The 23,734-nt window shown below is 71.3% G+C and carries 19 protein-coding genes; 5 read left to right on the plus strand and 14 right to left on the minus strand.

All coding sequences use genetic code 11. The features are described from left to right. The 8 genes from M4J07_RS16180 to M4J07_RS16215 all read right to left on the minus strand — a co-directional run. The coding region (locus M4J07_RS16180; RefSeq protein ID WP_255972430.1) for an inositol-3-phosphate synthase at nucleotides 1-425 on the minus strand (425 nt) is incomplete at its 3' end. Between the two features lie 124 nt (nucleotides 426-549). Next, entirely contained in the window at nucleotides 550-4,269 is a 3,720-nt protein-coding gene (locus M4J07_RS16185) for a ThuA domain-containing protein (RefSeq protein WP_255972432.1), read from the minus strand. A gap of 261 nt (nucleotides 4,270-4,530) precedes the next feature. Further along, nucleotides 4,531-5,529 (minus strand): sugar phosphate isomerase/epimerase family protein, encoded by a 999-nt coding sequence (locus M4J07_RS16190; protein WP_255972434.1) that lies wholly within the window; start codon nucleotides 5,527-5,529, stop codon nucleotides 4,531-4,533. A gap of 13 nt (nucleotides 5,530-5,542) precedes the next feature. Beyond that, nucleotides 5,543-6,793, minus strand: coding sequence for a Gfo/Idh/MocA family protein (locus tag M4J07_RS16195; RefSeq protein WP_374215047.1), 1,251 nt, complete (start codon nucleotides 6,791-6,793; stop codon nucleotides 5,543-5,545). A gap of 58 nt (nucleotides 6,794-6,851) precedes the next feature. After that, nucleotides 6,852-7,913, minus strand: a complete 1,062-nt coding sequence (locus tag M4J07_RS16200; RefSeq protein ID WP_255972436.1) for a substrate-binding domain-containing protein — start codon at nucleotides 7,911-7,913, stop codon at nucleotides 6,852-6,854. Between the two features lie 20 nt (nucleotides 7,914-7,933). Then, nucleotides 7,934-8,950 (minus strand): ABC transporter permease, encoded by a 1,017-nt coding sequence (locus tag M4J07_RS16205; protein ID WP_255972438.1) that lies wholly within the window; start codon nucleotides 8,948-8,950, stop codon nucleotides 7,934-7,936. A 310-nt stretch (nucleotides 8,951-9,260) separates the two neighbouring features. Then, nucleotides 9,261-10,748 carry a sugar ABC transporter ATP-binding protein gene (locus M4J07_RS16210; RefSeq protein WP_255972440.1) on the minus strand — a complete coding sequence of 496 codons (1,488 nt, stop codon included), beginning with the start codon at nucleotides 10,746-10,748 and terminating at the stop codon, nucleotides 9,261-9,263. Nucleotides 10,749-10,998: 250 nt separating this feature from the next. Next, entirely contained in the window at nucleotides 10,999-12,180 is a 1,182-nt protein-coding gene (locus tag M4J07_RS16215) for an ROK family transcriptional regulator (protein WP_255972442.1), read from the minus strand. A 296-nt stretch (nucleotides 12,181-12,476) separates the two neighbouring features. Between M4J07_RS16215 and M4J07_RS16220 the strand changes: the two genes are divergently transcribed. Further along, nucleotides 12,477-13,697 (plus strand): low temperature requirement protein A, encoded by a 1,221-nt coding sequence (locus M4J07_RS16220; RefSeq protein WP_255972444.1) that lies wholly within the window; start codon nucleotides 12,477-12,479, stop codon nucleotides 13,695-13,697. Further along, nucleotides 13,694-14,533 (plus strand): NmrA family NAD(P)-binding protein, encoded by an 840-nt coding sequence (locus M4J07_RS16225; RefSeq protein ID WP_255972446.1) that lies wholly within the window; start codon nucleotides 13,694-13,696, stop codon nucleotides 14,531-14,533. Before M4J07_RS16220 ends, M4J07_RS16225 begins: the two co-directional genes overlap by 4 nt. Nucleotides 14,534-14,661: 128 nt before the next feature. Here M4J07_RS16225 and M4J07_RS16230 read toward each other — a convergent pair whose 3' ends face one another. The 4 genes from M4J07_RS16230 to M4J07_RS16240 all read right to left on the minus strand — a co-directional run bounded on the left by M4J07_RS16230 (nucleotide 14,662) and on the right by M4J07_RS16240 (nucleotide 18,064). Next, nucleotides 14,662-15,345 carry a GntR family transcriptional regulator gene (locus M4J07_RS16230; RefSeq protein ID WP_255972448.1) on the minus strand — a complete coding sequence of 228 codons (684 nt, stop codon included), beginning with the start codon at nucleotides 15,343-15,345 and terminating at the stop codon, nucleotides 14,662-14,664. Nucleotides 15,346-15,522: 177 nt separating this feature from the next. After that, nucleotides 15,523-16,470: a beta-ketoacyl-ACP synthase III gene (locus tag M4J07_RS16235; RefSeq protein WP_255972450.1), complete on the minus strand. Its 948-nt coding sequence runs from the start codon at nucleotides 16,468-16,470 to the stop codon at nucleotides 15,523-15,525. A 141-nt stretch (nucleotides 16,471-16,611) separates the two neighbouring features. After that, nucleotides 16,612-16,755: an MFS transporter small subunit gene (locus M4J07_RS48675; RefSeq protein ID WP_445276301.1), complete on the minus strand. Its 144-nt coding sequence runs from the start codon at nucleotides 16,753-16,755 to the stop codon at nucleotides 16,612-16,614. Further along, nucleotides 16,715-18,064: an L-lactate MFS transporter gene (locus M4J07_RS16240; RefSeq protein ID WP_255972452.1), complete on the minus strand. Its 1,350-nt coding sequence runs from the start codon at nucleotides 18,062-18,064 to the stop codon at nucleotides 16,715-16,717. The genes M4J07_RS48675 and M4J07_RS16240 overlap by 41 nt, the downstream gene beginning before the upstream one ends. A 279-nt stretch (nucleotides 18,065-18,343) precedes the next feature. On the opposite strand from M4J07_RS16240, the gene fdhD reads away from it, so the two are divergent. Then, a complete protein-coding gene (gene fdhD, locus M4J07_RS16245; RefSeq protein ID WP_255972453.1) occupies nucleotides 18,344-19,192 on the plus strand; it encodes a formate dehydrogenase accessory sulfurtransferase FdhD in 849 nt (282 codons plus the stop codon). 33 nt (nucleotides 19,193-19,225) lie between these two features. Here the strand turns inward: fdhD and M4J07_RS16250 are convergent, their stop codons facing one another. Then, nucleotides 19,226-20,122, minus strand: coding sequence for a sulfotransferase family protein (locus M4J07_RS16250; protein WP_255972455.1), 897 nt, complete (start codon nucleotides 20,120-20,122; stop codon nucleotides 19,226-19,228). A 134-nt stretch (nucleotides 20,123-20,256) separates the two neighbouring features. After that, nucleotides 20,257-20,730: a MarR family winged helix-turn-helix transcriptional regulator gene (locus tag M4J07_RS16255; protein ID WP_255972457.1), complete on the minus strand. Its 474-nt coding sequence runs from the start codon at nucleotides 20,728-20,730 to the stop codon at nucleotides 20,257-20,259. A 126-nt stretch (nucleotides 20,731-20,856) separates the two neighbouring features. On the opposite strand from M4J07_RS16255, the gene M4J07_RS16260 reads away from it, so the two are divergent. Further along, nucleotides 20,857-21,780, plus strand: coding sequence for a quinone oxidoreductase family protein (locus tag M4J07_RS16260; RefSeq protein WP_255972458.1), 924 nt, complete (start codon nucleotides 20,857-20,859; stop codon nucleotides 21,778-21,780). A gap of 114 nt (nucleotides 21,781-21,894) precedes the next feature. Next, entirely contained in the window at nucleotides 21,895-23,730 is a 1,836-nt protein-coding gene (locus tag M4J07_RS16265; protein WP_255972459.1) for an exo-alpha-sialidase, read from the plus strand. Nucleotides 23,731-23,734: the final 4 nt, after the last annotated feature.

The raw sequence follows: 23,734 nt of genomic DNA on the forward strand, positions 1-23,734 counted from the left end.
GCGCGGACGAAGGCACGGATGTCGGTGGCGAACCGGTCGATCAGTTCGTCCTGGGTGCGTCCGTCGTCGCGGCCGGGCAGCGGGCCGCCGGGCTTGATCTCCCGGTCGGCTGCGGCCAGTTCGGCGTGCACGGCCGAGGGCAGGCCGTGCGGCAGGACGCCGCCCGCGGCGAGGTGTTCGGCGCGCTTGGGCAGCGGGCAGTCGACGGTGTCGTGGCCGCCGAAGACGAGCGACGACAACGTTGGCAGACCGGATGCGGCGAAGGGGGCGGTCTCGGTGACCATGCCGGTCGGCGGGTGGAGTCCGGCGGCGACGGCGGCGCAGCCGGCGACGGCCGTCGTGGCGACGGAGCCGCGTGCGCCGATCAGCCACACGCCGAAGCGGGGGGCCGGGGAGGGGGCGGGGAGGGACGGTTCGGCGGACATGGGCAGCCTCCTTGTCGTACGCGAACCGGGAGTGAGCGGCGCCGGCGGGGGTCGTGCGGGGTCCCGGGCCCGGGGGCCCGGGAGACGGCGGGCGGAGGTCCGGCGTCCTCCGCCCGCCGCCGTTCTAGTCGCCCGTGGTGGGCAGTTCCTTCAGCTGGACGTTGCGGAAGGAGACCTGGTCGGAGGCGCCGTGGTTCTGAAGGCCGATGTAGCCGTCCTTCAGGCTCCGCTCCGGGTCGGTGTTGGTGAAGTCGTTGATCTTGACTCCGTTGAGGAACACCTGGAGGCGTTCGCCCTGGACCTTGATCTCGTAGGAGTTCCACTGGCCGGGCGGCCGCAGGACCTGGTCACGGGCCTTGATGTTGGCCGACTTGAAGGAGTAGACCGAGCCGGTGGTGCGGTCCGGTGCGTCCGTCGCGTCGATCTGGATCTCGTAGCCCTTGTTCACCGCGGACCAGGGGTCGTCGGAGGCCGGGAAGCCCACGAAGATCCCGGAGTTGTCGTCGCCCTGCATCTTCCAGTCGAGCTTCAGGGAGTACGACTTCAGCTCCTTGGCCTGGTACCAGAGCAGGCCCATGCCGCCCTCGGACTCCAGCGTGCCGTCCTTGACGTTGAACTTGCCGGGACCGGCCTGCTTCCAGCCCTCCAGGGTCTGGCCGTTGAAGATCGGCCGGTAGTCCTTGCTGGGCTTGCAGTCGGCCTTGACCTGGCCGGTGGCGTACTGCAGGCCGCCGAGCAGGTGGGTGCGGAAGGCCTGGTCCGCGTAGGACTCCTTGGTGTGGCCGCCCCCGGTGTAGAAGGACCGGCCGCCGCCGTAGCTCTGGCACCAGGCGATCGGGTGGTCGCCCTTCATGGTGCCGCCCTGGTAGGTGGTCTCGTCGAGGGTGGCGAGGACCTTGGCCTGCTCACGGGGGTTGGTGCGGTAGTTGTACCACTCGTCGGTGCGCTCCCAGGCGTCGTCCAGGTGCGCGGTGGCCGGGTGGTCGTGGTCCTCGACGCGCACGGTGGCCTTCTGGATGGCCGGGTGCGAGTCGAAGTAGGCGCCGACGAGTCCGCCGTAGAACTTCCAGTCGTACTCGGTGTCGGCGGCCGCGTGGATGCCCATGTAGCCGCCGCCGTTCGCGACGTAGTTCTCGAACGCCTTCTGCTGGGCGTCGTTGAGGACGTCACCGGTGGTCGACAGGAAGGCGACCGCGTCGTACTTGGCCAGGTTCGTCGTGGTGAACTGGCCCGCCTCCTCGGTGGCGTCGACCGTGATGCCGGCCGGGGCGCCGAGCTCCTTCAGGGCGGCGATGCCCTCGGGGATCGAGTCGTGCCGGAACCCGGCGGTCTTGGAGAACACCAGGACCTTCTTGCCGCCGGTGAACGGCTGGGTGGAGAACTCGAAGTCGTCGACGTCGAACAGTGCGCCGTCGCCGCCCTTGAAGACCAGGTAGAGGTCGGTCGTGCGGTTCGGGAGGGCCCGCAGCGGCACGTCGACGTTCTGGAAGGTCTCCCAGCTGCCGGTCGGCGGGATGTAGGCCGAGCCGTGCAGCGGTCCGGTGGGCGAACCCGTGCGGACCTCGACGTAGCCGCCCGCACCGCCGGAGGAGGCGCGGACGGTCACCTTCTTCTGTCCGGCGAGCCGGTAGGGCGTGAAGGAGATCCAGTCGCCGTCGTTGATGTCGCCGACCGTCTTGCCGCCGTTGGCACCGGTCTTGTCGTACGTCTGGATGCCCGACTGGGTGGAGAAGTGCTCGGCCTGGCGGTGCAGCGGCTGGACGACGGCGCGCGCGGTGCCGGTCAGGGCCTCCTGGCCGTTGGCCCCGCCGTCGGTGTAGCTGGCGCCGACGACGCCGTAGATGTTGGCGTTGGGATCGTGGCCGCCGTCACCGGCGGGCGGCTTCAGGGTGCCTTCGCAGCCCATCTCGCTGGTCAGCTCGTGGGCGTGGGAGTCGTGGCCCAGGCTGTAGGCGACCTTGACCTTGGAGCAGTCGATCGTCTCCTCGGGGTCGGTGACGGTCACCTTGAAGGGGACCGGCTGGCCGAAGGCGGCCAGCGCGCCGTTGCCCGGGACCTCGATCTTCACGGTGGGCTCGGTGTTGCCGACGACGACGCGGGTGCTGGCGTTGCCGGTGTGGCCCTCGGGGTCCTTGGCGGTGAAGGTCGCGGTGTAGGTGCCGACCTTCTTGTACTGGTGGGTGGGGGTCAGGCCCTCGCCCTTGGTGCCGTCGCCGAAGTCCCAGCTGTAGGTGAGGTCCGGGGAGTCGGCGTCCTTGGCGGAGCCGGTGAAGGTGACCTTCATGCCGGCCGCGCCCGAGGTCTTGTTCGCCTTGACCTCGGCGATCGGCGAGAAGCCGTCCTCGGCGTTCTCGATGCGGTACAGCGCGGAGTTCTCGTCGCCCTGGAACCAGGAGACACCGTAGTCGAGGACGTAGAGGGCGCCGTCGGGGCCGAACTCCATGTCCATGATCTGGGTGCCGGTCCACGGAAGGTTCTTGATCTCCTTGACCGAACCGTCCGCGTTCTGCGAGATCGGCTTGATCCAGCGGCGGCCGAACTCGCCCGCGAAGAAGTCTCCGTCGTACGACTCGGGGAACTTCACCTTGGAGTCGAGGTTCGGGTCGTAGTGGTAGACCGGGCCGCCCATCGGGGACTCCGAGCCGCTGCCGAACTCCGGCACGCTGGCGCCGTCGTACGGGATCCACGCGGCCTGGGCGGGCGGCAGGTCCGTGAGGCCGGTGTTGTGCGGCGAGGTGTTCTTGAGGTTGGCGCAGTCGAACTTCTCGCCGGACTCCTTGGTGGCGAAGTCGTAGTCGAGATACGCGTCGTTGTTGCCGGTGCAGAAGGGCCAGCCGAAGTTGCCCGGCTTCGTGACCTTGGCGAACTCGACCTGGCCCGCCGGACCGCGCTTCGGGTCGGCGGCGCCCGCGTCGGGGCCGTAGTCACCGACGTAGACGGTGCCGGTCTTCTCGTCGACGCTCATCCGGAACGGGTTGCGGAAGCCCATCGCGTAGATCTCGGGGCGGGTCTTCTCGGTGCCCGGGGCGAAGAGGTTGCCGTCGGGGACGGTGTACGAGCCGTCCGCGGCGACCTTGATGCGGAGGATCTTGCCGCGCAGGTCGTTGGTGTTGCCGGCCGAGCGGCGGGCGTCGAACGCCGGGTTGCGGTCGGCCCGCTCGTCGATCGGGGTGAACCCGTCGGAGGCGAAGGGATTGCTGTCGTCGCCGGTCGACAGGTACAGGTTGCCCTGCGCGTCGAAGTCGATGTCGCCGCCGACGTGGCAGCAGATGCCGCGGGACGCCGCGACGTCGATGACCTTCTTCTCGCTGGCCATGTCCAGCGTGCCGTTGCCGTTGAGGACGAAGCGGGAGAGGCGGTTGACGCCGTCGAACTTCTTGAAGTCCTCGGCGGAGCCGTTCTCCGGCGCGTCACCGGCCGGGGTGTCGAGCGGCGGGGCGTAGTACAGGTAGATCGCCCGGTTGTTCTTGAAGTCCGGGTCGATGCCGACGCCCTGGAGGCCTTCCTCGTCGTGGTTGTAGACGGGGATCTTGCCGGCGACCTTGGTGACGCCGCCCTGGTCGGTGAGGCGCAGTGTGCCGTCGCGTGCGGTGTGCAGGACGCTGCGGTCCGGCAGGACGGCGAGCGACATCGGCTCGCCCATCTCGGGCTCGCCCTTGGCGAGCGGCACCTGCTGGAACTGCCCTTCGGCGGCGGCCTTGGGGGCGCTGTCCGCGGGCTCGTCCGCGCCGGCCACGGCCGTCGGGGCGCCCACGGCGAGCAGTGCGCCGGTGAACAGGGCCAGAGCGGTGCGGACTCTCGGACGCCTGGCGGCTCGGGTGCTTCTGAGTCTGGTTCTGTGCACGAAGTCCCTCCGGGAACGGGGTGGGCCGTACGGAACGGGTGCGAAGACGTGCGGTGCGGGCGCCGGGGTGCGCCGTCACCCCGGAGGCGTGTGTGTCCTGAACACTTCAGGGACGTTAGCCGCGTTTGTCCGGAGCGAACACCCCTTGCGTCACTACTAGTTGAGCTTTTTCCCATCGCAGGACAAAGCAGCGTTCGGGCAGGCCGGACCGGGAGCCGGCACCGTTGTCCGACTCCCTGTCCCGGCCCCTGGCCGGACGGTTCAGCTGTTGAACGCGGCGTCGAACGACGCGGTCGGCGGCTCGAAGTCGAACGCCTTGAGACTCTTCAGCGCCTCGGGGGCGCCCTGCAGGCGGTCCATGCCCGCGTCCTCCCACTCCACGGAAATGGGGCCCGCGTACTCGATCGAGCGGAGCATGCGGAAGACGTCCTCCCAGGGCACGTCGCCGTGACCGGCCGAGACGAAGTCCCAGCCGCGCCGCGGATCGCCCCACGGGAGGTGGGAGCCGAGGCGGCCGTTGCGGCCGTCGAGGCGGCGCCTGGCCTCCTTGCAGTCCACGTGGTAGATGCGGTCCCTGAAGTCCCACAGGAAGCCCACGGGGTCCAGGTCCTGCCACACGAAGTGCGACGGGTCGAAGTTGAGGCCGAACGCAGGGCGGTGGTCGACCGCCGCGAGGGCCTGGTGCGTCGTCCAGTAGTCGTACGCGATCTCGCTGGGGTGGACCTCGTGCGCGAAGCGGACGCCCTCGGCGTCGAAGACGTCGAGGATCGGGTTCCAGCGCGTCGCGAAGTCCTCGTAGCCGCGCTCGATCATGGATTCCGGCGCGGGCGGGAACATCGCGACCAGGTGCCAGATCGACGACCCGGTGAACCCGATGACGGTGTCGACGCCGAAGGCGGCGGCCGCACGGGCGGTGTCGGCGATCTCGGCGGCGGCCCGCCGCCGCACCCCCTCGGCCTCGCCGTCGCCCCAGATGCGGGCCGGCAGGATCGCCTCGTGGCGCTCGTCGATGATGGCGTCGCAGACGGCCTGGCCGACCAGGTGGTTCGAGATCGCCCAGCACTTGAGGCCGTACTTGTCGAGCAGCTCGTGGCGGCCCTTGACGTACGAGGGGTCCGCGAGGGCCTTGTCGACCTCGAAGTGGTCGCCCCAGCAGGCGAGTTCGAGGCCGTCGTAGCCGAAGTCACGGGCGTGGCGGCAGACCTCCTCCAGGGGCAGGTCCGCCCATTGACCGGTGAAGAGAGTGAAGTTGCGGGGCACGGTGGAGACCTCCTCAGGCCGGGACGGGGCTCGGGACGGGGGTGAAGACGGAGTTCTTCGCCGCACTCTCCTCGACCGCCGCGAGGACGCGCTGCACCTGGAGGCCGTCGGCGAACGACGGGGCGGGCGTGGTGTGTTCGGCGATGGCGTGGACCAGGTCGCGGGCCTGGTGCACGAAGGTGTGCTCGTAGCCGAGGCCGTGGCCCGGCGGCCACCACGCCTCCAGGTAGGGGTGGCCCGGCTCGGTGACGAGGATGCGGCGGAAGCCCGCACTGTCGCCGGGTTCGGTCTGGTCGTGGAAGAAGAGCTCGTTGAGCCGCTCCAGGTCGAACGCCAACGAACCTCGTTCACCGTTGAGTTCGACCTTGAGGGCGTTCTTGCGGCCGGTCGCGAACCGGGTCGCCTCGAAGGAGGCCAGGGCGCCGGAGGCGAAGCGCGCGGTGAACAGGGCCGCGTCGTCGACGGTGACCTGGCCGAAGCCCGCCTCTCCCCCGCCGGCCGCCGAGAGGCCGGACGAGGCGCCGTCGAGCAGCGGGCGTTCCCGCACGAAGGTCTCGGTGAGCGCCGAGACGCCCGCGATCGGCTCGCCCACCAGGAACTGGGCGAGGTCGACGGCGTGCGCGCCCAGGTCGCCGAGCGCGCCCGAGCCCGCGTACGGCTTCTGCAGCCGCCAGGTCAGCGGGAACGACGGGTCGACGAGCCAGTCCTGGAGGTAGCTGACGCGTACGTGCCGCAGCGTGCCGATCCGCCCCTCGTCCACCATCCGGCGGGCCAGCGCCATCGCGGGCACCCGCCGGTAGTTGAACCCGGTCATCGCCAACTGGCCGCGCTCGGCGGCCAGTTGGGCGGCCACGGTCATGGCCTCCGCCTCCTCGACGGAGTTGGCGAGGGGCTTCTCGCACAGCACGTGCTTGCCGGCCTCCAGGGCGGCGACGGCGATCTCGGCGTGGCTGTCGCCCGGGGTGCAGATGTCGACGAGGTCGACGTCGTCACGGGCGATCAGCGCGCGCCAGTCCGTCTCCGCGGCCGCCCAGCCGAGCTTGTCGGCCGCGGCGCGCACCGCCCGCCCGTCGCGGCCGCAGACCGCGGCGAGCCGGGGGGTCAGCGGCAGGTCGAAGACCCGGCCCGCGGTGCGCCAGCCCTGGGAGTGCGCCGCGCCCATGAAGGCGTAGCCGACCATGCCCACCCCCAGGACGGGCTTGGCCTCCGGATCGTTTCCTTCGCCCGGTTCCCGAGCCGTCGTGCCGGTGCTGCTGCCTGCCATGCGGAAGTCCTCCTCGTCCACGCCGTGTTCGCCTCGTGCGCCGTGCCGACGGCGTGCATCACTTGAAGCCGGTCGGCATGTACTGGTCGACGTTGTCCTTGTCGACGACGGCCGAGTACAGCGTCACGTGCGCGGGGATCTCGAACTCGGCCATGCCGCTGATCCCCTTGCCCTGGCCGAGGGCGCGGGCCAGGTCGATGGCGGAGGCGGCCATGGTCGGCGGGTAGAGGACCGTCGCCTTCAGGACGCTGTTGCCCGCCTCGATGGCCTGCATGGCGGAGAGCGCGCCCGCGCCGCCGACCATCAGGAAGTCGTCGCGGCCGGCCTGCTTGATGGCGCGCAGGGCGCCGACGCCCTGGTCGTCGTCGTGGTTCCACAGCGCGTCGAAGCTCTTCTGGGCCTGGAGGAGCTGAGACATCTTCGCCTGGCCCGACTCGACGGTGAAGTCGGCGGCCTGCCGCGCCACCTTCTTGATGTTCGGGAAGTTCTTCAGCGCGTCGTCGAAGCCCTTGGTGCGCTGCTGGGTGAGTTCGAGGTTGTCGATGCCGGCGAGCTCGATGACCTTCGCGTTCTTCTTGTCCTTGAGCTTCTCGCCGATGTAGTTGCCGGCGGACAGGCCCATGCCGTAGTTGTCGCCGCCGATCCAGCAGCGGTACGCCTGCGGGGTGTTGAAGATCCGGTCGAGGTTCACGACGGGGATGCCGGCCCGCATCGCCTTCAGGCCGACCTGGGTCAGGGCCTTGCCGTCGGCGGGCAGGATGACGAGGACGTCGACCTTCTTGTTGATGAGGGTCTCGACCTGACCGATCTGCGCGGCCGTGTCGTTCGACCCCTCGGTCGCCTCCAGGGTGACGTCGGCGTACTTCTTCGCCCGTTCCTTGGCGTTGTCGTTGATGGCGTTGAGCCAGCCGTGGTCGGCCTGCGGTCCGGCGAAGCCGATCGTGACCTGCTTGCCCTTCTTGTCGTCCGCGACCGGCTGGTCGGCGGCCTTGCTGCTGTCGTTGCCCTTGTCGCTGGGCTCGTTGCTGGTGCAGGCCGTGAGCAGGCCGCCCGTGGTGACGGCGGCGGCCGCGCCGAACAGGAGGCTTCTGCGGCTCGACACGCTTGTCGACTCTGGCATGGCGTCGTCCCTTCCCGAACTTACGAGGTGGTGTTGGCCGTACGTCGCTGGACCAGGACCGCCGCGACGATGATCGCGCCCTTGGCGATCTGCTGTGTCGCGGTCTCCAGGTTGTTCAGCGCGAAGATGTTCTGGATCGTGATGAAGATCAGGACGCCGAGCACGGAGCCGACGACGGTGCCGCGACCTCCGGTCAGGAGGGTGCCGCCGATGATCGCGGCGGCGATGGCGTCGAGCTCGTACAGGTTGCCGTTGGTGTTCTGGCCGGAGCCGGAGAGCACGATCAGCAGGAAGGCCGCGATGCCGCAGCACAGGCCGGAGAGCAGGTACAGGTAGAGCCGCTGGCGGCGCACGTCGATGCCGGCGAGCCGGGCCGCCTCCGCGTTGCCGCCGACGGCTACCGAGCGGCGGCCGAACGTGGTGCGGTTCAGGACGAGCCAGCCGAGCACCGTGACCGCGGCGAAGACGAGGACGAGCGGCGGGATGCCGAGGAGGTACGAGTCCCGTTCGCCGAGCTTGAGGACGCTGTCGACGGTGACCATCTGGGTATTGCCGTCGGTGATCTGGAGGGCCAGGCCGCGGCCCGAGGCGAGCATCGCGAGGGTGGCGATGAAGGGGACCACGCCGCCGTAGGCGATGAGGAGGCCGTTCACCAGGCCGCAGGCGAGGCCGACGAGGATCGCGGTGAACAGGATGCCCGCGAAGCCGTACTCCTGGGTGGCGACCGTGGTCGCCCAGACGCTGGCCAGCGCGACGATGGCGCCCACGGAGAGGTCGATGCCGCCGGAGATGATCACGAAGGTCATGCCGACGGTGACGACGCCGATGACGCTCGCCTGGGTGAGGACGAGTTGGAGGTTGTCCGTGTCCAGGAAGGAGTCGGGCTGGGTGATGCCGCCGATGACGACCAGGACGGCGAGGACGCCGAGCAGTGAGAGCGTGCGGACGTCGACGCGGAGGGTGCGGAGTGCGCTGGGGCGCTGGGCCGGCGCGCTCTTGGGCTCCGCCGGGCGGGCGGGTGAGGCGGGCTGCGTCATGGCGCCGGGGTCCCTTCTGGGCGATGGGTTCTGGAGGCTGACTGTGGTGAGGGCGGGGCCACTCGCCGTGGCGGGTGCGGGGCCACTCGCCGTGGCGGATGCGGGGCCACTCGCCGTGGCGGATGCGGGGCCACTCGCCGTGGCGGATGCGGGGCCACTCGCCGTGGCGGGTGCTGTCGAGCGCGAGTGCGGGTGCGTCGTGGCTGGTCGCGCAGTTCCCCGCGCCCCTGAAGGGCGCCGGGAACTGCGCGAGCGGCCCCCGCCGGCCGGTGGTCCCGCACGAAGCACGATGTGGCTCGATCGGAGGGGATCACGTCGGGGCGCCTTCCATCACCAGGTCCAGGACCCGGTGCTCGTCCAGCTCCCCGGCAGGGGCTTCGTGCACGACGACGCCCTCCCGCAGGACCAGCACCCGGTCGGCGAGCCCGAGCACCTCGGGGACCTCGCTGGAGACCAGGAGAACGGCGAGGCCCTCGTCGGCGAGGCGGCGGATGACCGCGTAGAGCTCGGCCCGCGCGCCGACGTCGACGCCACGGGTGGGCTCGTCCAGGAGCAGCACCTTGCAGCCGCGCAGCAGCCAGCGGGCGAGGACCGCCTTCTGCTGGTTGCCGCCGGAGAGGGTGCGGACGGGCGCGGACGGGTTGTCGGGTCGCAGCGAGAGATCGCGGGTCGCCTGCCGCGCCGCCTCCCGTTCGGCCGACCGGTTCAGCCAACCCCCGTACGAGAACCGGGACATGGAGGAGACGGAGACATTGCGGGTGACCGACTCGAGCATCAGGAGGGCCTGCGCCTTGCGTTCCTCGGGAGCCAGGCCGAGACCCGCGCGGACCGCGGAGCGGACGCTGCCCGGACGCAACGCCTTTCCTTCGACGGCGACGTGGCCGGTCGTGGGCTTGCGGGCGCCGTAGATCGTCTCCAGGATCTCGGAGCGGCCCGAGCCGACCAGACCGGCCAGGCCGACGATCTCGCCGGGGCGCACCTCCAGGTCCAGTGGCGCGAACTCGCCCTCGCGGGAAAGGTTCTGGACGCGCAGGACGGGTTCCGCCGACGGCCGGCCGGCCGGGCGTTCCGGGAAGACGTACTCGACGTTGCGGCCCGTCATCAGCGCGACGACGTCACGCGTCGGGGTGTCTTTCGCCGGGAGGCCGCCGGCCACCGCCCGCCCGTCCTTGAGGACGGTGACGCGGTCGCCGATGCGGCGGATCTCCTCCAGGCGGTGGGAGATGTAGACGACGGCGACGCCGTCCGCGGTGAGGTTCGCGACGATCCGGAAGAGGTTGTCGACCTCGTCGGGGTCGAGCGCGGCGGACGGCTCGTCCATGACGATGAGGCGTACGTCGTGGGAGAGGGCGCGGGCCATCGAGACGATCTGCTGCCCGGCCGCGGAGAGCTCGCCGACCAGTGTGGCCGGGTCGATCTCGCCGTGCCCGAGCCGCTCCAGGAGCGCGGCGGTCGCCGCCTTCGCGTCCCTGCCCCGGACGACGAAGCCCGCCGTGGTCGGCTCGTGGCCGAGGAAGACGTTCTCGGCCACCGACAGGTGTTCCACCAGGTCGAGTTCCTGGTAGATGGTGGCGATGCCGAGGCGCATCGCGGCGATCGGCGAGCGCAGGGTGACCCGCTGTCCGCGCCAGGTGATGGTGCCGTCGTCGGGCTGGTGGGCGCCCGCGAGGACCTTGATGAGAGTGGACTTGCCCGCGCCGTTCTGGCCGAGCAGACAGTGCACCTCGCCCGCCAGGACGTCGAGGTCCACGCCGTCGAGGGCGCGCACACCGGGAAACGCCTTGGTGATGCCGGACATGGTGAGCAGCGGTTGTCCCGCCGCCGATGGCAGCGACGAGTCCGAAGGTGGTGAAGAGTCCGATGGTGCCGAAGATGCCATGGCGGGTCCCCTAGCAACGGGTGCGGGCCGGGTTCAGGGCAGTTCAGAGCTGTTTCAGGGCAGGGTGAAGCGGATCAGGACGGAGCAGGGTGAAGCGGATCAGGGCAGGGCAGGGCTGAGCGCTGTGCGTGGTGCCTGGTGTGCGGAACGCGCGGGACGCGCGGGCGTGCTACGCGGGTGAGAACAGGTGGTCGCTGATCAGGCGGGCGCCACCGATGACTCCGGCGGTGGGGCCCAACTCGCCCAGGACGATGGGGAGATTGCCGGTCGCGAGGGGCAGCGACTGACGGTAGACCTGGGTGCGCAGGGCGGCGAGGAGCGTGTGGCCGAGGCCGGTGACACCGCCGCCGATGACGACGAGCCCGGGGTTGAAGAAGCTGACGAGGGACGCGATGACCTGGCCCGTGCGGTTGCCGCCGTCGCGGATCAGGTCGAGGGACGTGCCGTCACCGGTGGCCGCGGCCACGGCGACGTCGGCGGCGCTGAGCTTGCCGGCCGCCTCCAGCCGAGTGGCGAGTTCCGGTGAGCGTCCGTCACGGGCGGCCTCCTCGGCGTCACGGGCGAGTGCCGCGCCGCTGAAGTAGGCCTCCAGGCAGCCCCGGTTGCCGCAGGCGCACTGCCGGCCGTCCGGTTCGACCTGGATGTGGCCGATGTCGCCCGCGGAGCCGGTCGTGCCGCGGTAGACCTCGCCGCCGACGACGATGCCGCAGCCGATGCCGGTACCGATCTTGACGCAGAGGAAGTCGCGCGCCTGGCGTGCGACGCCGGCGTGCTGCTCCCCCATCGCCATCAGGTTCACGTCGTTGTCGACCATGACCGGGCAGCCGAGGTCCTGGCTGAGCGCCTCGCGGACCGGGAAACCGTCCCAGCCGGGCATGATCGGCGGGGCGACCGGTACGCCTTCGGGGAAGCGGACGGGGCCGGGGACGCCGATCCCCGCTCCGTCGAACCCTTCGGCGAGGCCGGAAGCCCTCAACTTGGCTGCCATGGCCAGCACTTGCTCGAAGACCGCGACCGGGCCCTCGCGCACGTCCATGGGCTGGGTGATGTGCCCGAGCACTTCGAGTTCCGCGTTGGTGACGGCGACATCGACCGAGGTCGCGCCGATGTCGACGCCGAGGAACCGGAGTTCGGGCGCGAGCCGGATGTTGTGGGAGCGGCGGCCGCCGCGCGAGGCGGCGAGTCCGTCGGCGACCACGAGTCCGGTCTCCAGCAGGCGGTCCACCTCGACCGCCAGTTTGGACCGCGACAGATCGATCTGGTCTCCCAGCTGGGCGCGGGAGTTGGGCCCTCCGTCGCGCAGCAGTCGCAGCAAGCGCGCCTGGTGCGCGTTCGCGGGTCGAGCCGTCATGCGTCTCACGTGCCCCTCCCCGCCTCTTCGGGCCCCGTCGGTCACCTGCGGTCGTTCCGGCGCCGTCATTATTGCGCCGTCTTGCTTTCGATGGGGAACGTAGCAGCGCCTGCCGGGACTGGGAAGAAGTTGCGCAGGAATTACCCATGACTTTCTCCAGTCACAGGACAAAGACGCTCCCCCGCCCACCTCCGGACCACCCCGGATCACCTCCCGGCCGTCCCCCGGCACTCCCGCGCCGCCACGCCGTAGTCTGTCGACGGTCACAACGCGCCATGTCACAGGGGGAATTGGGGATGACGCCGGAGACGGCACCACCACGACCGAAGGACCTGACGGGCGAAGCGGTCGCCCAGCGGGTCACCACGCTGGAACTCTTCTTCGACCTGGTCTTCGTCTACACGCTGACCCAGCTGACCGTGCTGATCGCGCACGACCTGTCCTGGACCACCGCGGGCCGGGCCGTGCTCATCTTCATGATCCTCTACTGGATGTACAGCGCGTACGCGTACCTCACCAACCAGGTGCCGCCCGACCGCCCGTCGCGCCGGCTGCTGATGCTGCTCGGCATGGCGGCGTTCCTAGTCTGCGCGCTGTCCATCCCGCACGTCTTCGATCCCGACTCGAACGCGGGCGTGGTCTTCGGGCTCGGCTTCCTGCTGGTCGTCGTCGTGCACAGCGTGCTCTACACGCGCAGCCACGGCCGCGACGTCATCTGGTACGCGGTGCCGAACGCCCTCGCCGCACTCGCGGTGACCGGGGCCGGCCTGGCCACCGGGCTGCTCTCGGACGCGCTGTGGGCCCTGGCGATCGCCCTCCAGGTGGTGACGCCGCGGATGGCGGAGTACGGGCCGTCCCGGCGCGGCGACCGGCCCCCTGCCGAACTCCGCGCCCAGATGGGCGAGTTGCAGCCCGGCCACTTCGTGGAGCGGCACGGTCTGCTGCTCATCGTGTCGTTCGGCGAGTCCGTCATCGCGATCGGCGTCGGCATCGGCGAACTGCCCTTCACCGCCTCCGTGTTCACGGGCGTCTTCCTGGCGCTGACCCTGGCGGGCGCCCTGTGGTGGACGTACTTCGTCCGGGACGAGGGCGGCGCCGAGCGGACGTTCGCGGCGACGCCGCCCGCGGACCGCTGGCGGCTGGCCATGACCGCGTACTACTACGCGTTCCTGCCGATGCTGCTCGGCGTCGCGTTCCTCGCGGCCGGGATCAAGAAGGCCCTCGGTCACATGGGCGACCAGCTGCACACCGGTCCCGCGCTGGCGCTCGCGGGCGGTGTGGCGCTCTTCCTGGCGGGCGACGTGGCGTTCCGGGCGGCGATGCGGCTCTTCCCGCTCGGGTACCGGGCGGCTGCCGTGCCGGTGATACTGGCCGCCGCGGTGCTCGGTGTGCGCGTGTCGGCGCTGGCCCAACTCCTTTTCATGGTGGTCGCGTTGGTGGTCATGCTGGCTGCCGAGGCACGCTGGTCACCGTGCGCCGCCGACGCGGCGGAAGCCACCACAGGGGAGCTCACATGATTCTGGTGACGGGTGCCACGGGGAACGTGGGCGCGCAGGTCGTGCGCGCCGTGGCCGCGGCCGGGGCGCCGGTGCGGGCGCTCAGCCGCTCCGGTACGGCGGACGGTCTGCCGCCGGGTGCCGAGGCCGCGGCGGGCGACCTCGAACGTCCCGAGACGGTGCGGCCCGCGCTCTCCGGCGTGACGGCCCTGTTCCTGCTGCCCGGCTACACGGGGCAGCGGCAGATCCTCGCCGACGCGCGGGCGGCGGGCGTGGAGCGGGCGGTCCTGCTGTCGAGCAGTTCGGTGCCGGGCGGCGAGGAGTCCAACGCGGTCACCCGCTACATGATGGAGGCGGAGGCCGCGGTCCGTGACAGCGGGCTCGCGTGGACCTTCCTGCGGCCGTGCGCCTTCATGTCCAACGCCCTTGAGTGGGCTGACCAGTTGAGGAAGGGCGACGTGGTGCGGGCCGCGTTCCCCGGCGTACGGGCCGCGGTGCTCGACCCGTACGACATCGGGGAGGTCGCGGCGCGGGTGCTGCTCGCGGAGTCGGGGCGGTACGACGGGGAGGCGCTCGCGCTGAGTGGTCCGGAGGCGTTGACGGCCGGGGAGCGGGTGCGGATGCTCGGCGAGGCGATCGGGAGGTCGTTGCGGTTCGAGGGGCTGACGGACGAGGAGGCCCGGGCGGACTTCTCGGCGCGGATGCCGGAGGCTTACGTGCGGGCGTTCTTCCGGTTCTACGTGGACGGGACGTTGGACGAGTCCCCCGTGCGGGACACCGTGGAGAAGGTCACGGGGCGGGGGCCCCGGACCTTCTCGGAGTGGGCTGTCGCGCATGCGGCGGCGTTCGGCGGGTGAGGGGTCGGGACTCTGTGGTGCGTTGCCGGATGCGGGCTCGTGGGGGCTGGTCGCGCAGTTCCCCACGCCCCTGAGTGGCCCGTCCGCCGGCCCCCCGAAGTCGCGGCGGAGGCGCCGCCCTCGTGGGGTCAGGGTGTGGTGCGGTCGCGGTGGTGGTAGGTCTCTCGGGTGTGTTCCGTGTGGGCGCGCATGACCGCCGTGGCCTGGGCCTCGTCGCGGGCCGAGATCGCCGCGATGAGTTCGCGGTGCTCGATCCAGGACTGCTTGCCGCGCTGGCGGGCCACCGGCTGGTAGTACCAGCGGACCCGGCGGTCGACCTGGCCCGCGAGTTCCGCCAGTACGACGTTGCCCGCGAGTTCCATGACCTTGGCGTGGAACTCGGCGTTCGTCGCGACGACCAGCTCGACGTCGCCGTCGGTCACCGCCTGTTCGCCCCGCGCGCAGAGCTCCTCCAGGGCTGCGATGCCGGTCTTGCCCGCGTTGGCCGCGGCGAGCCGGGCGGCCTCCGCCTCCAACAGCGTACGGACGGTGAGGAGTTGATCAGCCTCCTCCTCCGTCGGCTCGTGCACGAACGCGCCCTGCGCGGGGCGCAGATCCACCCAGCCCTCGGTGTTCAGCCGCTGCAGCGCCTCGCGCACCGGCTGGCGCGAGACCCCCAGGTGACCGGCGAGCTCGCTCTCGACCAGGTGCTGGCCGGGCTGGAGGGCCCGCGTCGTGATCAGTTCGAGCAGCGCCTCGTAGACCCGCTCGCGCAGCGGTCCGGGGCGCTCGAGCTTGGGCACCGCCCCCTGCGGCAGTCCTGTGGACAACATCGCGGTCCCCCTCCTGGGCTTCGGAGCATCCGGCAAGCCGTTTCCGGATCCGGGTCGGCCGGATCCCCTCCAGTATCCGGCATCGGAACACTGGATTGTCTTTGGAATACAGTTTACCGAGCACAATCGCCACAGCCAGGGGGAGTTGGGCTCGTCACATTCCGGCGACCGCCCAGGTCACGGGATGCGCACGACCTGACCCGCGTACGAGAGGTTTCCGCCGAAACCGAAGAGCAGCGCGGGCTGCCCGCTCTCGATCTCGCCGCGCTCGACCAGCTTGGACAGCGCCATCGGCACGCTCGCGGCCGAGGTGTTGCCGGACTCGACGACGTCCTTGGCGACCACCGCGTTCACGGCGCCGATCTTCTCGGCGAGCGGCTCGATGATCCGCAGGTTGGCCTGGTGCAGGACGACCGCGGCGAGGTCGGCCGGGTCGAGGCCCGCCTTCTCGCAGGCCGCGCGGGCCAGCGGCGGCAACTGCCGGGTCGCCCAGCGGTAGACGGACTGCCCCTCCTGCGCGAAGCGGGCGGGCTCGCCCTCGATCCGTACGGCGTTGCCCATCTCGGGGACCGAACCCCACAGGACGGGGCCGATGCCGGGCGCCTCGTCGCCGGGGACCGGTTCGACCACGACGGCGCCCGCGCCGTCGCCGGTCAGCACACAGGTGGAGCGGTCCGTCCAGTCGGTGACGGCGGACATCTTGTCGGCGCCGACGACCAGGGCGCGGGTGGCGGCGCCCGCGCGCAGGGTGTGGTCGGCGGTGGCGAGGGCGTGCGTGAAGCCCGCGCACACGACGTTCAGGTCGAGGGCAGCGGGCGACGGGACGCCGAGGCGGTGGGCGACGCGGGCCGCGGTGTTCGGCGAGCGGTCCACCGCCGTCGAGGTGGCGACGACGACCAGGTCGATGGCGTCGGCCGTCAGCCCGGCCGCCGCGAGCGCCTTGGCGGCGGCGTGCGCGGCGAGTTCGTCGACCGGCTCGTCGGGCCCCGCCACGTGCCGGGTGCGGATGCCGACGCGGGAGCGGATCCACTCGTCGCTGGTGTCGACCATGCCCGCCAGGTCCTCGTTGGTGAGGATCCCGGCAGGCTGATAGTGGCCGATGCCGACGATGCGCGAACCGGTCATGGGGGTCCCCTCGTTTGCCTGGCTCGCGGGCCGTGTGCACCCTCACGAGCTGCGGATCCTCCAGTCTGGTCAGCGACTCACGAGTACGGCGTGACGTAAAGCGACAGGAATGCCGCCCCTTGGTTGGAGAGTTCCAACCGATCACCTGGTAAACAGCTGTGTCGCCTTTTGTACCAATTCGTACAGTCCGTAGGCGAGGGGTGCGCCCACCCACAGCCAGGCGACGGCGATGAGGCCGCGGCGCCTAGGCGGGCTGCTGGCGGTCACGGGCGTGGGCTGCGTCATCGGCGGACTCCCTGGGGGCGGGGACGTGGTGGCGGACGTGGACGGGGCGGACCAGTTCGTTGGCGACGAAGCCGACGACCAGCAGGCCGATCATGATCGTGAACGACAGGCCGTAGAGGGACGAGCCGTGCTTGCCCGCTTCCTCCTGGCTGTCGGCGACCCGGTTGACGATGAGCGGGCCGAGGACGCCGGCGGTCGACCAGGCGGTGAGCAGCCGGCCGTGGATGGCGCCGACCTGGTAGGTGCCGAAGAGGTCCTTCAAGTAGGCGGGGACCGTCGCGAAACCGCCGCCGTAGAAGGAGAGGATCACGAGCGCGCACACGACGAAGAGGGGCTTCGACGCGTCTCCGTAGAGGGCGATGAGGAGGTACATCAGCGCGCCGACGCCGAGGTAGAGGCGGTAGACGTTCTTGCGGCCGATCAGGTCCGAGGTGGAGGACCAGCCGATGCGGCCCGCCATGTTCGCGGCGGAGAGCAGGGCGACGAAGCCGGCCGCCGCGGAGACGGACACCGGCGTGCTCGTGTCGGCGAAGAAGTCCGTGATCATGGGCGCGGCCTTCTCCAGGATGCCGATGCCCGCCGTCACGTTCATGCACAGGACGACCCACAGGCACCAGAACTGCGGGGTGCGGATGGCCTGTTTCGCCGACACCTGCGGGCCCGCGGGGGCGGCGCTCGCCGGATCCGGCGACTGTGCCCGCACCTCCTGCCGCGGCACCCGGACGAGCAGGACCCCCAGCGTCATGAACACCGCGTAGGTGAGGCCGTGCACCAGGAACGCGAGGGCGATGCCGTCGCTGTCCGTGCCGAACGAGTCCAGCATCTGCGCGCTCCACGGCGACGCGATCAGGGCGCCGCCGCCGAAGCCCATGATGGCGATGCCGGTGGCCATGCCGGGCCGGTCGGGGAACCACTTGATCAGGGTGGAGACCGGCGAGATGTAGCCGATACCCAGGCCGATGCCGCCGACGAAGCCGTAGCCGAGCACGATGAGCCAGTACTGCTCCGTGGCGGCGCCGAGCGCGGAGAGCAGGAAACCGGACGAGAAGCAGACGAGGGCGACGGCCATCGCCCAGCGCGGGCCGTTGCGCTCGACGAGGGTGCCGCCGAACGCGGCGGACAGGCCGAGCATGACGATGCCGAGCTGGAACGGCAGGGCGCTCTGCGTCCCGCTGAGGTCGAGGGCCGATTCGAGCGGCGGCTTGAAGACGCTCCAGGCGTAGGCCTGGCCTATGGAGAGGTGGACCGAGAGGGCGGCCGGGGGAACGAGCCAGCGGCTCCAGCCGGTTGGCGCGACGGGGGGTTTCATGATCCGGAACGGTAGGCAGCCGCAGAGGAGTTGGGAAGGGCCCGGACACCACTCAATACAGAATCCGTCGACCGTATGCAAGGGGTCACTGCACGGAGCCGGCCGGCCGGTGCGCGAGGGCTTGTCGGCCTCACGTCCATACTGTAGACAATATTCCATCAGTGGAACGGGGAGCCACGGCCGCGCACTCCGTGTGCAGGACAATGAGAGGGCCGGGCCACCTCGGCACCAAGGGCCGCTTCGGCCGTCGGCACGGACAGAACCGGGACTGATCACGACATGGGACGAGTCACTGAGCGGCGCAAGGTGATCCGGATCAGGGGCGAGCGCGTCTCCGAGCGGCCGGACACGCTCGTCGCCGAGGAACCCCTGGAGATCCGGCTGAACGGCAAGCCGCTCGCGATCACCATGCGCACCCCGGGCGACGACTTCGCGCTCGCCGCGGGCTTCCTGGTCAGCGAGGGCGTGCTCGGCGGCGCGGCCGACCTGCAGAACATCGTGTACTGCGCCGGCGCCACCCAGGACGGCTCGAACACGTACAACGTGGTGGACGTGCGGACGACCCCCGGCGTCGTGCTGCCCGACATCACCCTGGAGCGCAACGTGTACACGACGTCGTCGTGCGGGCTGTGCGGCAAGGCCAGCCTCGACGCGGTGCGCACCACGGCCCGGTTCCCGATCGCCGACACTCCCCCGGTCCGGCTCGAGCCCGAGCTGCTCGCCTCGCTCCCCGACCGGCTGCGAGAGGCCCAGCGCGTGTTCGACCGGACCGGGGGCCTGCACGCCGCGGCACTCTTCGACGAGGAAGGTCACCTCGTCGACATAAGGGAGGACGTCGGACGGCACAACGCGGTCGACAAGCTGGTCGGGCGGGCCCTGCAGAGCGGCGGTCTGCCGCTGTCCCGCTCGGTGCTGCTGGTCTCCGGGCGCGCCTCGTTCGAGCTCGCGCAGAAGGCCGTCATGGCGGGCATCCCGGTGCTCGCGGCGGTCTCCGCGCCGTCCTCGCTCGCCGTCGACCTGGCGGCGGAGACCGGCCTCACGCTGGTCGGCTTCCTGCGCGGCGCCAACATGAACGTGTACGCGGGCGAGCACCGGATCGCCCTGCGTGCCGCGGCCACGCAGGACTGACCTGTCCCGCCGCGGCACGGGGCGGGTTACCGGTTACCGGTAACCCCAGCTCGCGGCCAGTTCCCGGAGTCGGGGCGGGAGCGCCGACGCGTCCTTCGGCGCGCGGGCCGGCTGGATGCGGCCGGAGCGGATCGTCTCGCTCCAGTCGCCGATGTGCGGGCGGAACGTGCCGTGGTCGCCCGCGCCGTAGTCGAGCATCGCGGGGGTCCAGTCGATGCCCAGGTGCGCACAGATGCGGCGGGTCTCCCGCTCCGGGGACGCCGTCAGGTCCTCGTACCTGACCGTGACGCCGGCCAGCGCGCCCATCGCCCGGTCCAACTCCTCGGCGTAGCCCAGGACTTCGTCGTGGATCTCCGCGACGTCGGGGTCGGCGCGGCGGGCCGTCAGGGACTCGACGACGGCCGCGGGGTGGCGCAGCAGGAAGATGTAGCGGGCCTGGGGCCAGGCGCGGTGCAGCCGGGGCCACATGAGGGTGTTGGCCGGGGTCTTGTCGACCACGACCGGAGGACCGCCATAGCCGTCGCCGTCGCCGCGACATCGGGCGTGGTGCAGCACTCTGTCCCACAGCATGTGCTCCAACTCCTCGCGGTCCAGACCGAGTTCGCGCATCGCCTGGTACGAGAAGTCCCGGTCGAGACGGACGTGCAGGGTGCGCAGGTGCATCTCGTGCGGGGCCCGGACCTCGGGGTGGCTGTTGAGCAGGACGCGCAGCAGCGTGGAGCCCGAGCGCACCGAGGAGAGCAGGAAGACCGGGTCGGGGACGAGGCGCGGGGCCGGTTCGAGGGGCGGGCCCTCGTCGCGGGGGCCGGGCTGTGCGGGGATCGCCGGCAGTGTTTCCGCGCGGGGCACGGGTGGCCTGAGCGCCTGGGCGAGCAGCCTCCTCCTGCGTCGCATCCCTTTGCGTACCGCGTCCCAGCGGGCGTCCGGCACGTCGCGTCACCTCTTTCGAATCGGCCCTTCCGCTTGCACGGTCCAGCTGAGGGGGTCGAGGCGAACAGCAAGTGACCTACGGGAAAAGGGAGTACGGCACATGACGCGCACAGCCGCCCCACATCGGCGCCGGCTCAGCCGTCCTCGGCGGAGGCGGCGGGGACGGCGGCGACGCGCCTGAGCAGGTCCGTGAACAGCTCCCGCTCGGCCGCCGAGAGCACGGCGAGGAGCTCGTCGTTGGCGGCACGGGCCGACGCGGCGCAGGTCCCGACGAGCCCGCGCCCGGCCTCGGTGATGGTGACCGCGTTCTTGCGCCGGTCCCCGGGGTCGGGCGCGCGCTCGACGAGGCCCGCCTTCTGCAGGTCGTTGAGGACGCCGACCATGTCCTTGGGGTCGAGCCGGACGCTCCGCACGAGGTCGGCCTGGGCGACCGGCTCCAGGTCGGACACCGCGCACAGGACCACGTGGTGCCACATCTTCAGGCCCTGCTCGGCGAGGGCGTCGGCGACGAGCGCGCGGCCGCGGGCGGCGGCCCGGCCGAGGAGCCAGCTGGGCAGGTCCCGGATGGCGCTCGGTGCGGCGGGGGACGGTGGAGTCGCTGCGGTCATGGGGGCAGCGTAACCGTATTTCATTGGACTTCCCAACGATGAATCCCATACTGTTGGGGCTCCCAACGATTCCCGACGCGCCAGGTGGGTGCCGCCCACCCGCGCCCGAAGGCGGTGATGACGACCATGCGTCGTGTCCGGTACACCCGCGGCGGCGGACCCGAGGTGCTCTTCACGGAGGAGGTCGCGGTGCCCGAGCCGGGCCCGGGCGAACTCCTCGTGCGCGCCGAGGCGATCGGCGTCACCCTGCCCGTCGTCCGCAAGGTGCGCGAGGCCCGTGACCCGATCCCGCTCGGCGGCGAGGTCGCCGGACGGGTCGTCGCCCTCGGCGCCGGCGTGACCGCATGCGCGGTCGGCGACCGGGTGACCGGCCTGGTCCTCGGCCACGGTTACGCCGACCACGTCCTGCTGCACGTCACGATGGCCTCGCCCGTGCCGGACGGCGCGAGCGCGGTGGACGCGGTGGCCCTGGTGCGCAGCGGACTGGTCGCGTACGGGGCGCTGCGGGCGGCGCGGCCCGAGTCCGGGGAGAGCGCGCTCGTCACGGCGGCGGCCAGCGGGGTGGGCCAACTCGCCGTGCAGCTGGCCAGATTGAACGGGGCGTCCCGGGTGACGGCCGCGGTCTCCGACCGCCGCAAGGCGGACTTCGTGCGCGCTCTCGGGGCCGACTCCGTGGTGACGTACGGCGAGGAGTCCTGGGGCGAGCCGGTGGACTACGTCCTGGACGCGGTCGGCGGCGACCTCCTGACACCCGCGGTGGCGGCGCTCGCGCCGTACGGCCGGCTCGTGGCGTACAGCTCGGGCGGCGGGACCGTGTCGGCGTACGACCTGCTGGTGGGCGCCAGATCGGTGATCGGGTTCCAGATGGCGCTGATCGCACGGGAGCGGCCGGGGACGTACGAGGCGTGGCGCCGGGAGCTGTGGGAGCTGTTCCTGACAGGGGCTCTGACACCGTGCGTGCACGGCGAGTTCGCTCTGGAGGACGCGGCGGATGCGCATGCGGTGATCGAGGGGCGGGCCAACCTCGGCAAGGTGGTCCTGATCCCGTGACGGGGTTCGTGCACGGTCCTTGTGGGGTGGCGAGCGTCCCAAGTAGCGTCTGTGGCGCATACGTTGGACGTGGGATGTCCGGTTGTCCGGATGACCTGAAGGGTGGGCCGCGCCATGCACCGAAGATCCTTCCGAGTCCGTCTGAGATCGCTGCTGGTGGCGCTGGCCGTCGCCGCGGCGCTCCCCGCCCCGGCCGCCGTGGGGGCGGCCGGGCCGGACACGCAGACCCCTTTTGACCAGCAGGTGTTGTTCAAGGCGTCCCAGGACCCCGGGTACGCCTGCTATCGGATCCCCGCCGTCGTGAAGACGGTCAGGGGCACGCTCCTGGCCTTCGCCGAGGGCCGGACGAACGACTGCTCGGACGCCGGTGACATCGACATCGTCGTCAAACGCTCCGAGGACGGCGGCCGCACCTGGTCGCCGCTCCAGGTCGTCAACGAGGGCGCGGGCGACACGCACGGCAACCCCGCGCCGATCGTGGACCGCAGGACCGGCCGCATCGTGCTCGCCGAGACGTACAACACGGGCGTCCCCGGCGGCGGCAACTGCCCGGTGCCGTGCGACCGGACGCCGCACCTCCAGTACAGCGACGACGACGGCCGCAGCTGGTCGGCGCCGCGGGACCTCAGCGACCAGCTGCTGCCCGCCGACTTCAACTCCTGGTACGCGACCGGCCCCGTGCACGGCATCCAGCTCACCAAGGGACGCCACCGGGGCCGCCTCGTGTTCAGCGTCAACGCCGAGACCTGGAACGGCAGCCGGGTCACCGCGAACCACGCCGCCCTGATGATCAGCGACGACGGCGGCGACAACTGGCGGGTCGGCGCGAAGGACTCGTGGCCGATCGCCGACGACGGCACCTTCCGCCAGAAGCCGTCCGAGATGACGCTCGCGGAGCGGCCGGACGGCACGATCTACGTCAGCGGCCGGGAGCAGGACGGCACCGACCTCGGCCACCGCACGGACGCCGTGAGCCGCGACGGCGGGGAGTCGTTCGTCAGCCCGTTCGCGGCGATCCCCGACCTGTACGCGCCGCAGGTGCAGGCGTCGGTGCTGCCGGTCGGCAAGGACGGCAAGCGGCTGCTGCTCGCCTGCCCCGGCGACCCCGACCGGCGGCGCACCATGACGATCCGCTCCTCGTACGACGGCGGGCGCACCTGGGAGAGCTTCGACCGGGGCACCGTCGTGACGACGGACTGGTCCGGCTACTCGGACCTCGTGCAGGCCGACCCGGAGTACGTGGGCCTGATGTACGAGGGCGGGGCCGTGGACGCCCGGGACGAGATCCGGTTCGCCCGGTTCACGCTCGACTGGCTGAAGGAGCGGCGCGGGCCCGACCCGACGACGGACGACCGGGCGCCCGGCGCGCGGGGTGCGGCCGTGCTCGGCGGGGCCGCGGCGACGGACGGGCGGTTCGGCCGCGCGCTGGCCTTCGACGGCGTCGACGACGCGGTCCGGCTGCCCTACCGCAGGGAACTCGCGCTGGGGACACGGGACTTCACGGCGTCGCTGTGGTTCAGGTACACCGCCACGACCGGCGAGCAGCCACTGCTGTGGATGGGCGGGATCGGCACGACACAGCCGCAGGTCTGGCTCAGGGGTGAACCCGCGTCGAACCGGATCACCGGACTCATCACCGCGCGGGACGGCTCGGCCGCACCGCGGACGGTGTCCGTGCGGACCACCACGGCGTACAACGACGGGGCCTGGCACCACGTCGAACTGCGGCGCGGCGGCGGCGCGTTGACGATGTCGGTGGACGGCACCGTGGTCGGCAGCGCGGCGGACGTGCCGGGTTCCGTGAGCCGGAACTCGCCGTTCGGGGTGCACGTCGGGCAGCGGATGGACAGCCGGGCGTACTTCACCGGAGCGATCGACGACGTCCGGGTCACCGCCGGCGACGCCGCTGTGCTGTGGCTGCCCATGGACCGTGTGCACGGGAGGAGTTAGCGTC

It is taken from the genome of Streptomyces longispororuber (assembly GCF_024448165.1).
Taxonomy (GTDB): Bacteria; Actinomycetota; Actinomycetes; order Streptomycetales; family Streptomycetaceae; genus Streptomyces; species Streptomyces longispororuber_A.

What these genes read in the sequence shown, in the direction of transcription:
- M4J07_RS16260 (WP_255972458.1), top strand. Translation starts at nt 20,857, where the DNA reads ATGCGTCGTGTCCGGTACACCCGCGGCGGCGGACCCGAGGTGCTCTTC.
- M4J07_RS16210 (WP_255972440.1), bottom strand. Translation starts at nt 10,748, where the DNA reads ATGTCCGGCATCACCAAGGCGTTTCCCGGTGTGCGCGCCCTCGACGGC.
- M4J07_RS16195 (WP_374215047.1), bottom strand. Translation starts at nt 6,793, where the DNA reads ATGGCAGGCAGCAGCACCGGCACGACGGCTCGGGAACCGGGCGAAGGA.
- M4J07_RS16205 (WP_255972438.1), bottom strand. Translation starts at nt 8,950, where the DNA reads ATGACGCAGCCCGCCTCACCCGCCCGCCCGGCGGAGCCCAAGAGCGCG.
- M4J07_RS16200 (WP_255972436.1), bottom strand. Translation starts at nt 7,913, where the DNA reads ATGCCAGAGTCGACAAGCGTGTCGAGCCGCAGAAGCCTCCTGTTCGGC.
- M4J07_RS16255 (WP_255972457.1), bottom strand. Translation starts at nt 20,730, where the DNA reads ATGACCGCAGCGACTCCACCGTCCCCCGCCGCACCGAGCGCCATCCGG.
- M4J07_RS16215 (WP_255972442.1), bottom strand. Translation starts at nt 12,180, where the DNA reads ATGACGGCTCGACCCGCGAACGCGCACCAGGCGCGCTTGCTGCGACTG.
- fdhD (WP_255972453.1), top strand. Translation starts at nt 18,344, where the DNA reads ATGGGACGAGTCACTGAGCGGCGCAAGGTGATCCGGATCAGGGGCGAG.
- M4J07_RS16265 (WP_255972459.1), top strand. Translation starts at nt 21,895, where the DNA reads ATGCACCGAAGATCCTTCCGAGTCCGTCTGAGATCGCTGCTGGTGGCG.
- M4J07_RS16225 (WP_255972446.1), top strand. Translation starts at nt 13,694, where the DNA reads ATGATTCTGGTGACGGGTGCCACGGGGAACGTGGGCGCGCAGGTCGTG.
- M4J07_RS16230 (WP_255972448.1), bottom strand. Translation starts at nt 15,345, where the DNA reads ATGTTGTCCACAGGACTGCCGCAGGGGGCGGTGCCCAAGCTCGAGCGC.
- M4J07_RS16235 (WP_255972450.1), bottom strand. Translation starts at nt 16,470, where the DNA reads ATGACCGGTTCGCGCATCGTCGGCATCGGCCACTATCAGCCTGCCGGG.
- M4J07_RS16240 (WP_255972452.1), bottom strand. Translation starts at nt 18,064, where the DNA reads ATGAAACCCCCCGTCGCGCCAACCGGCTGGAGCCGCTGGCTCGTTCCC.
- M4J07_RS48675 (WP_445276301.1), bottom strand. Translation starts at nt 16,755, where the DNA reads ATGACGCAGCCCACGCCCGTGACCGCCAGCAGCCCGCCTAGGCGCCGC.
- M4J07_RS16220 (WP_255972444.1), top strand. Translation starts at nt 12,477, where the DNA reads ATGACGCCGGAGACGGCACCACCACGACCGAAGGACCTGACGGGCGAA.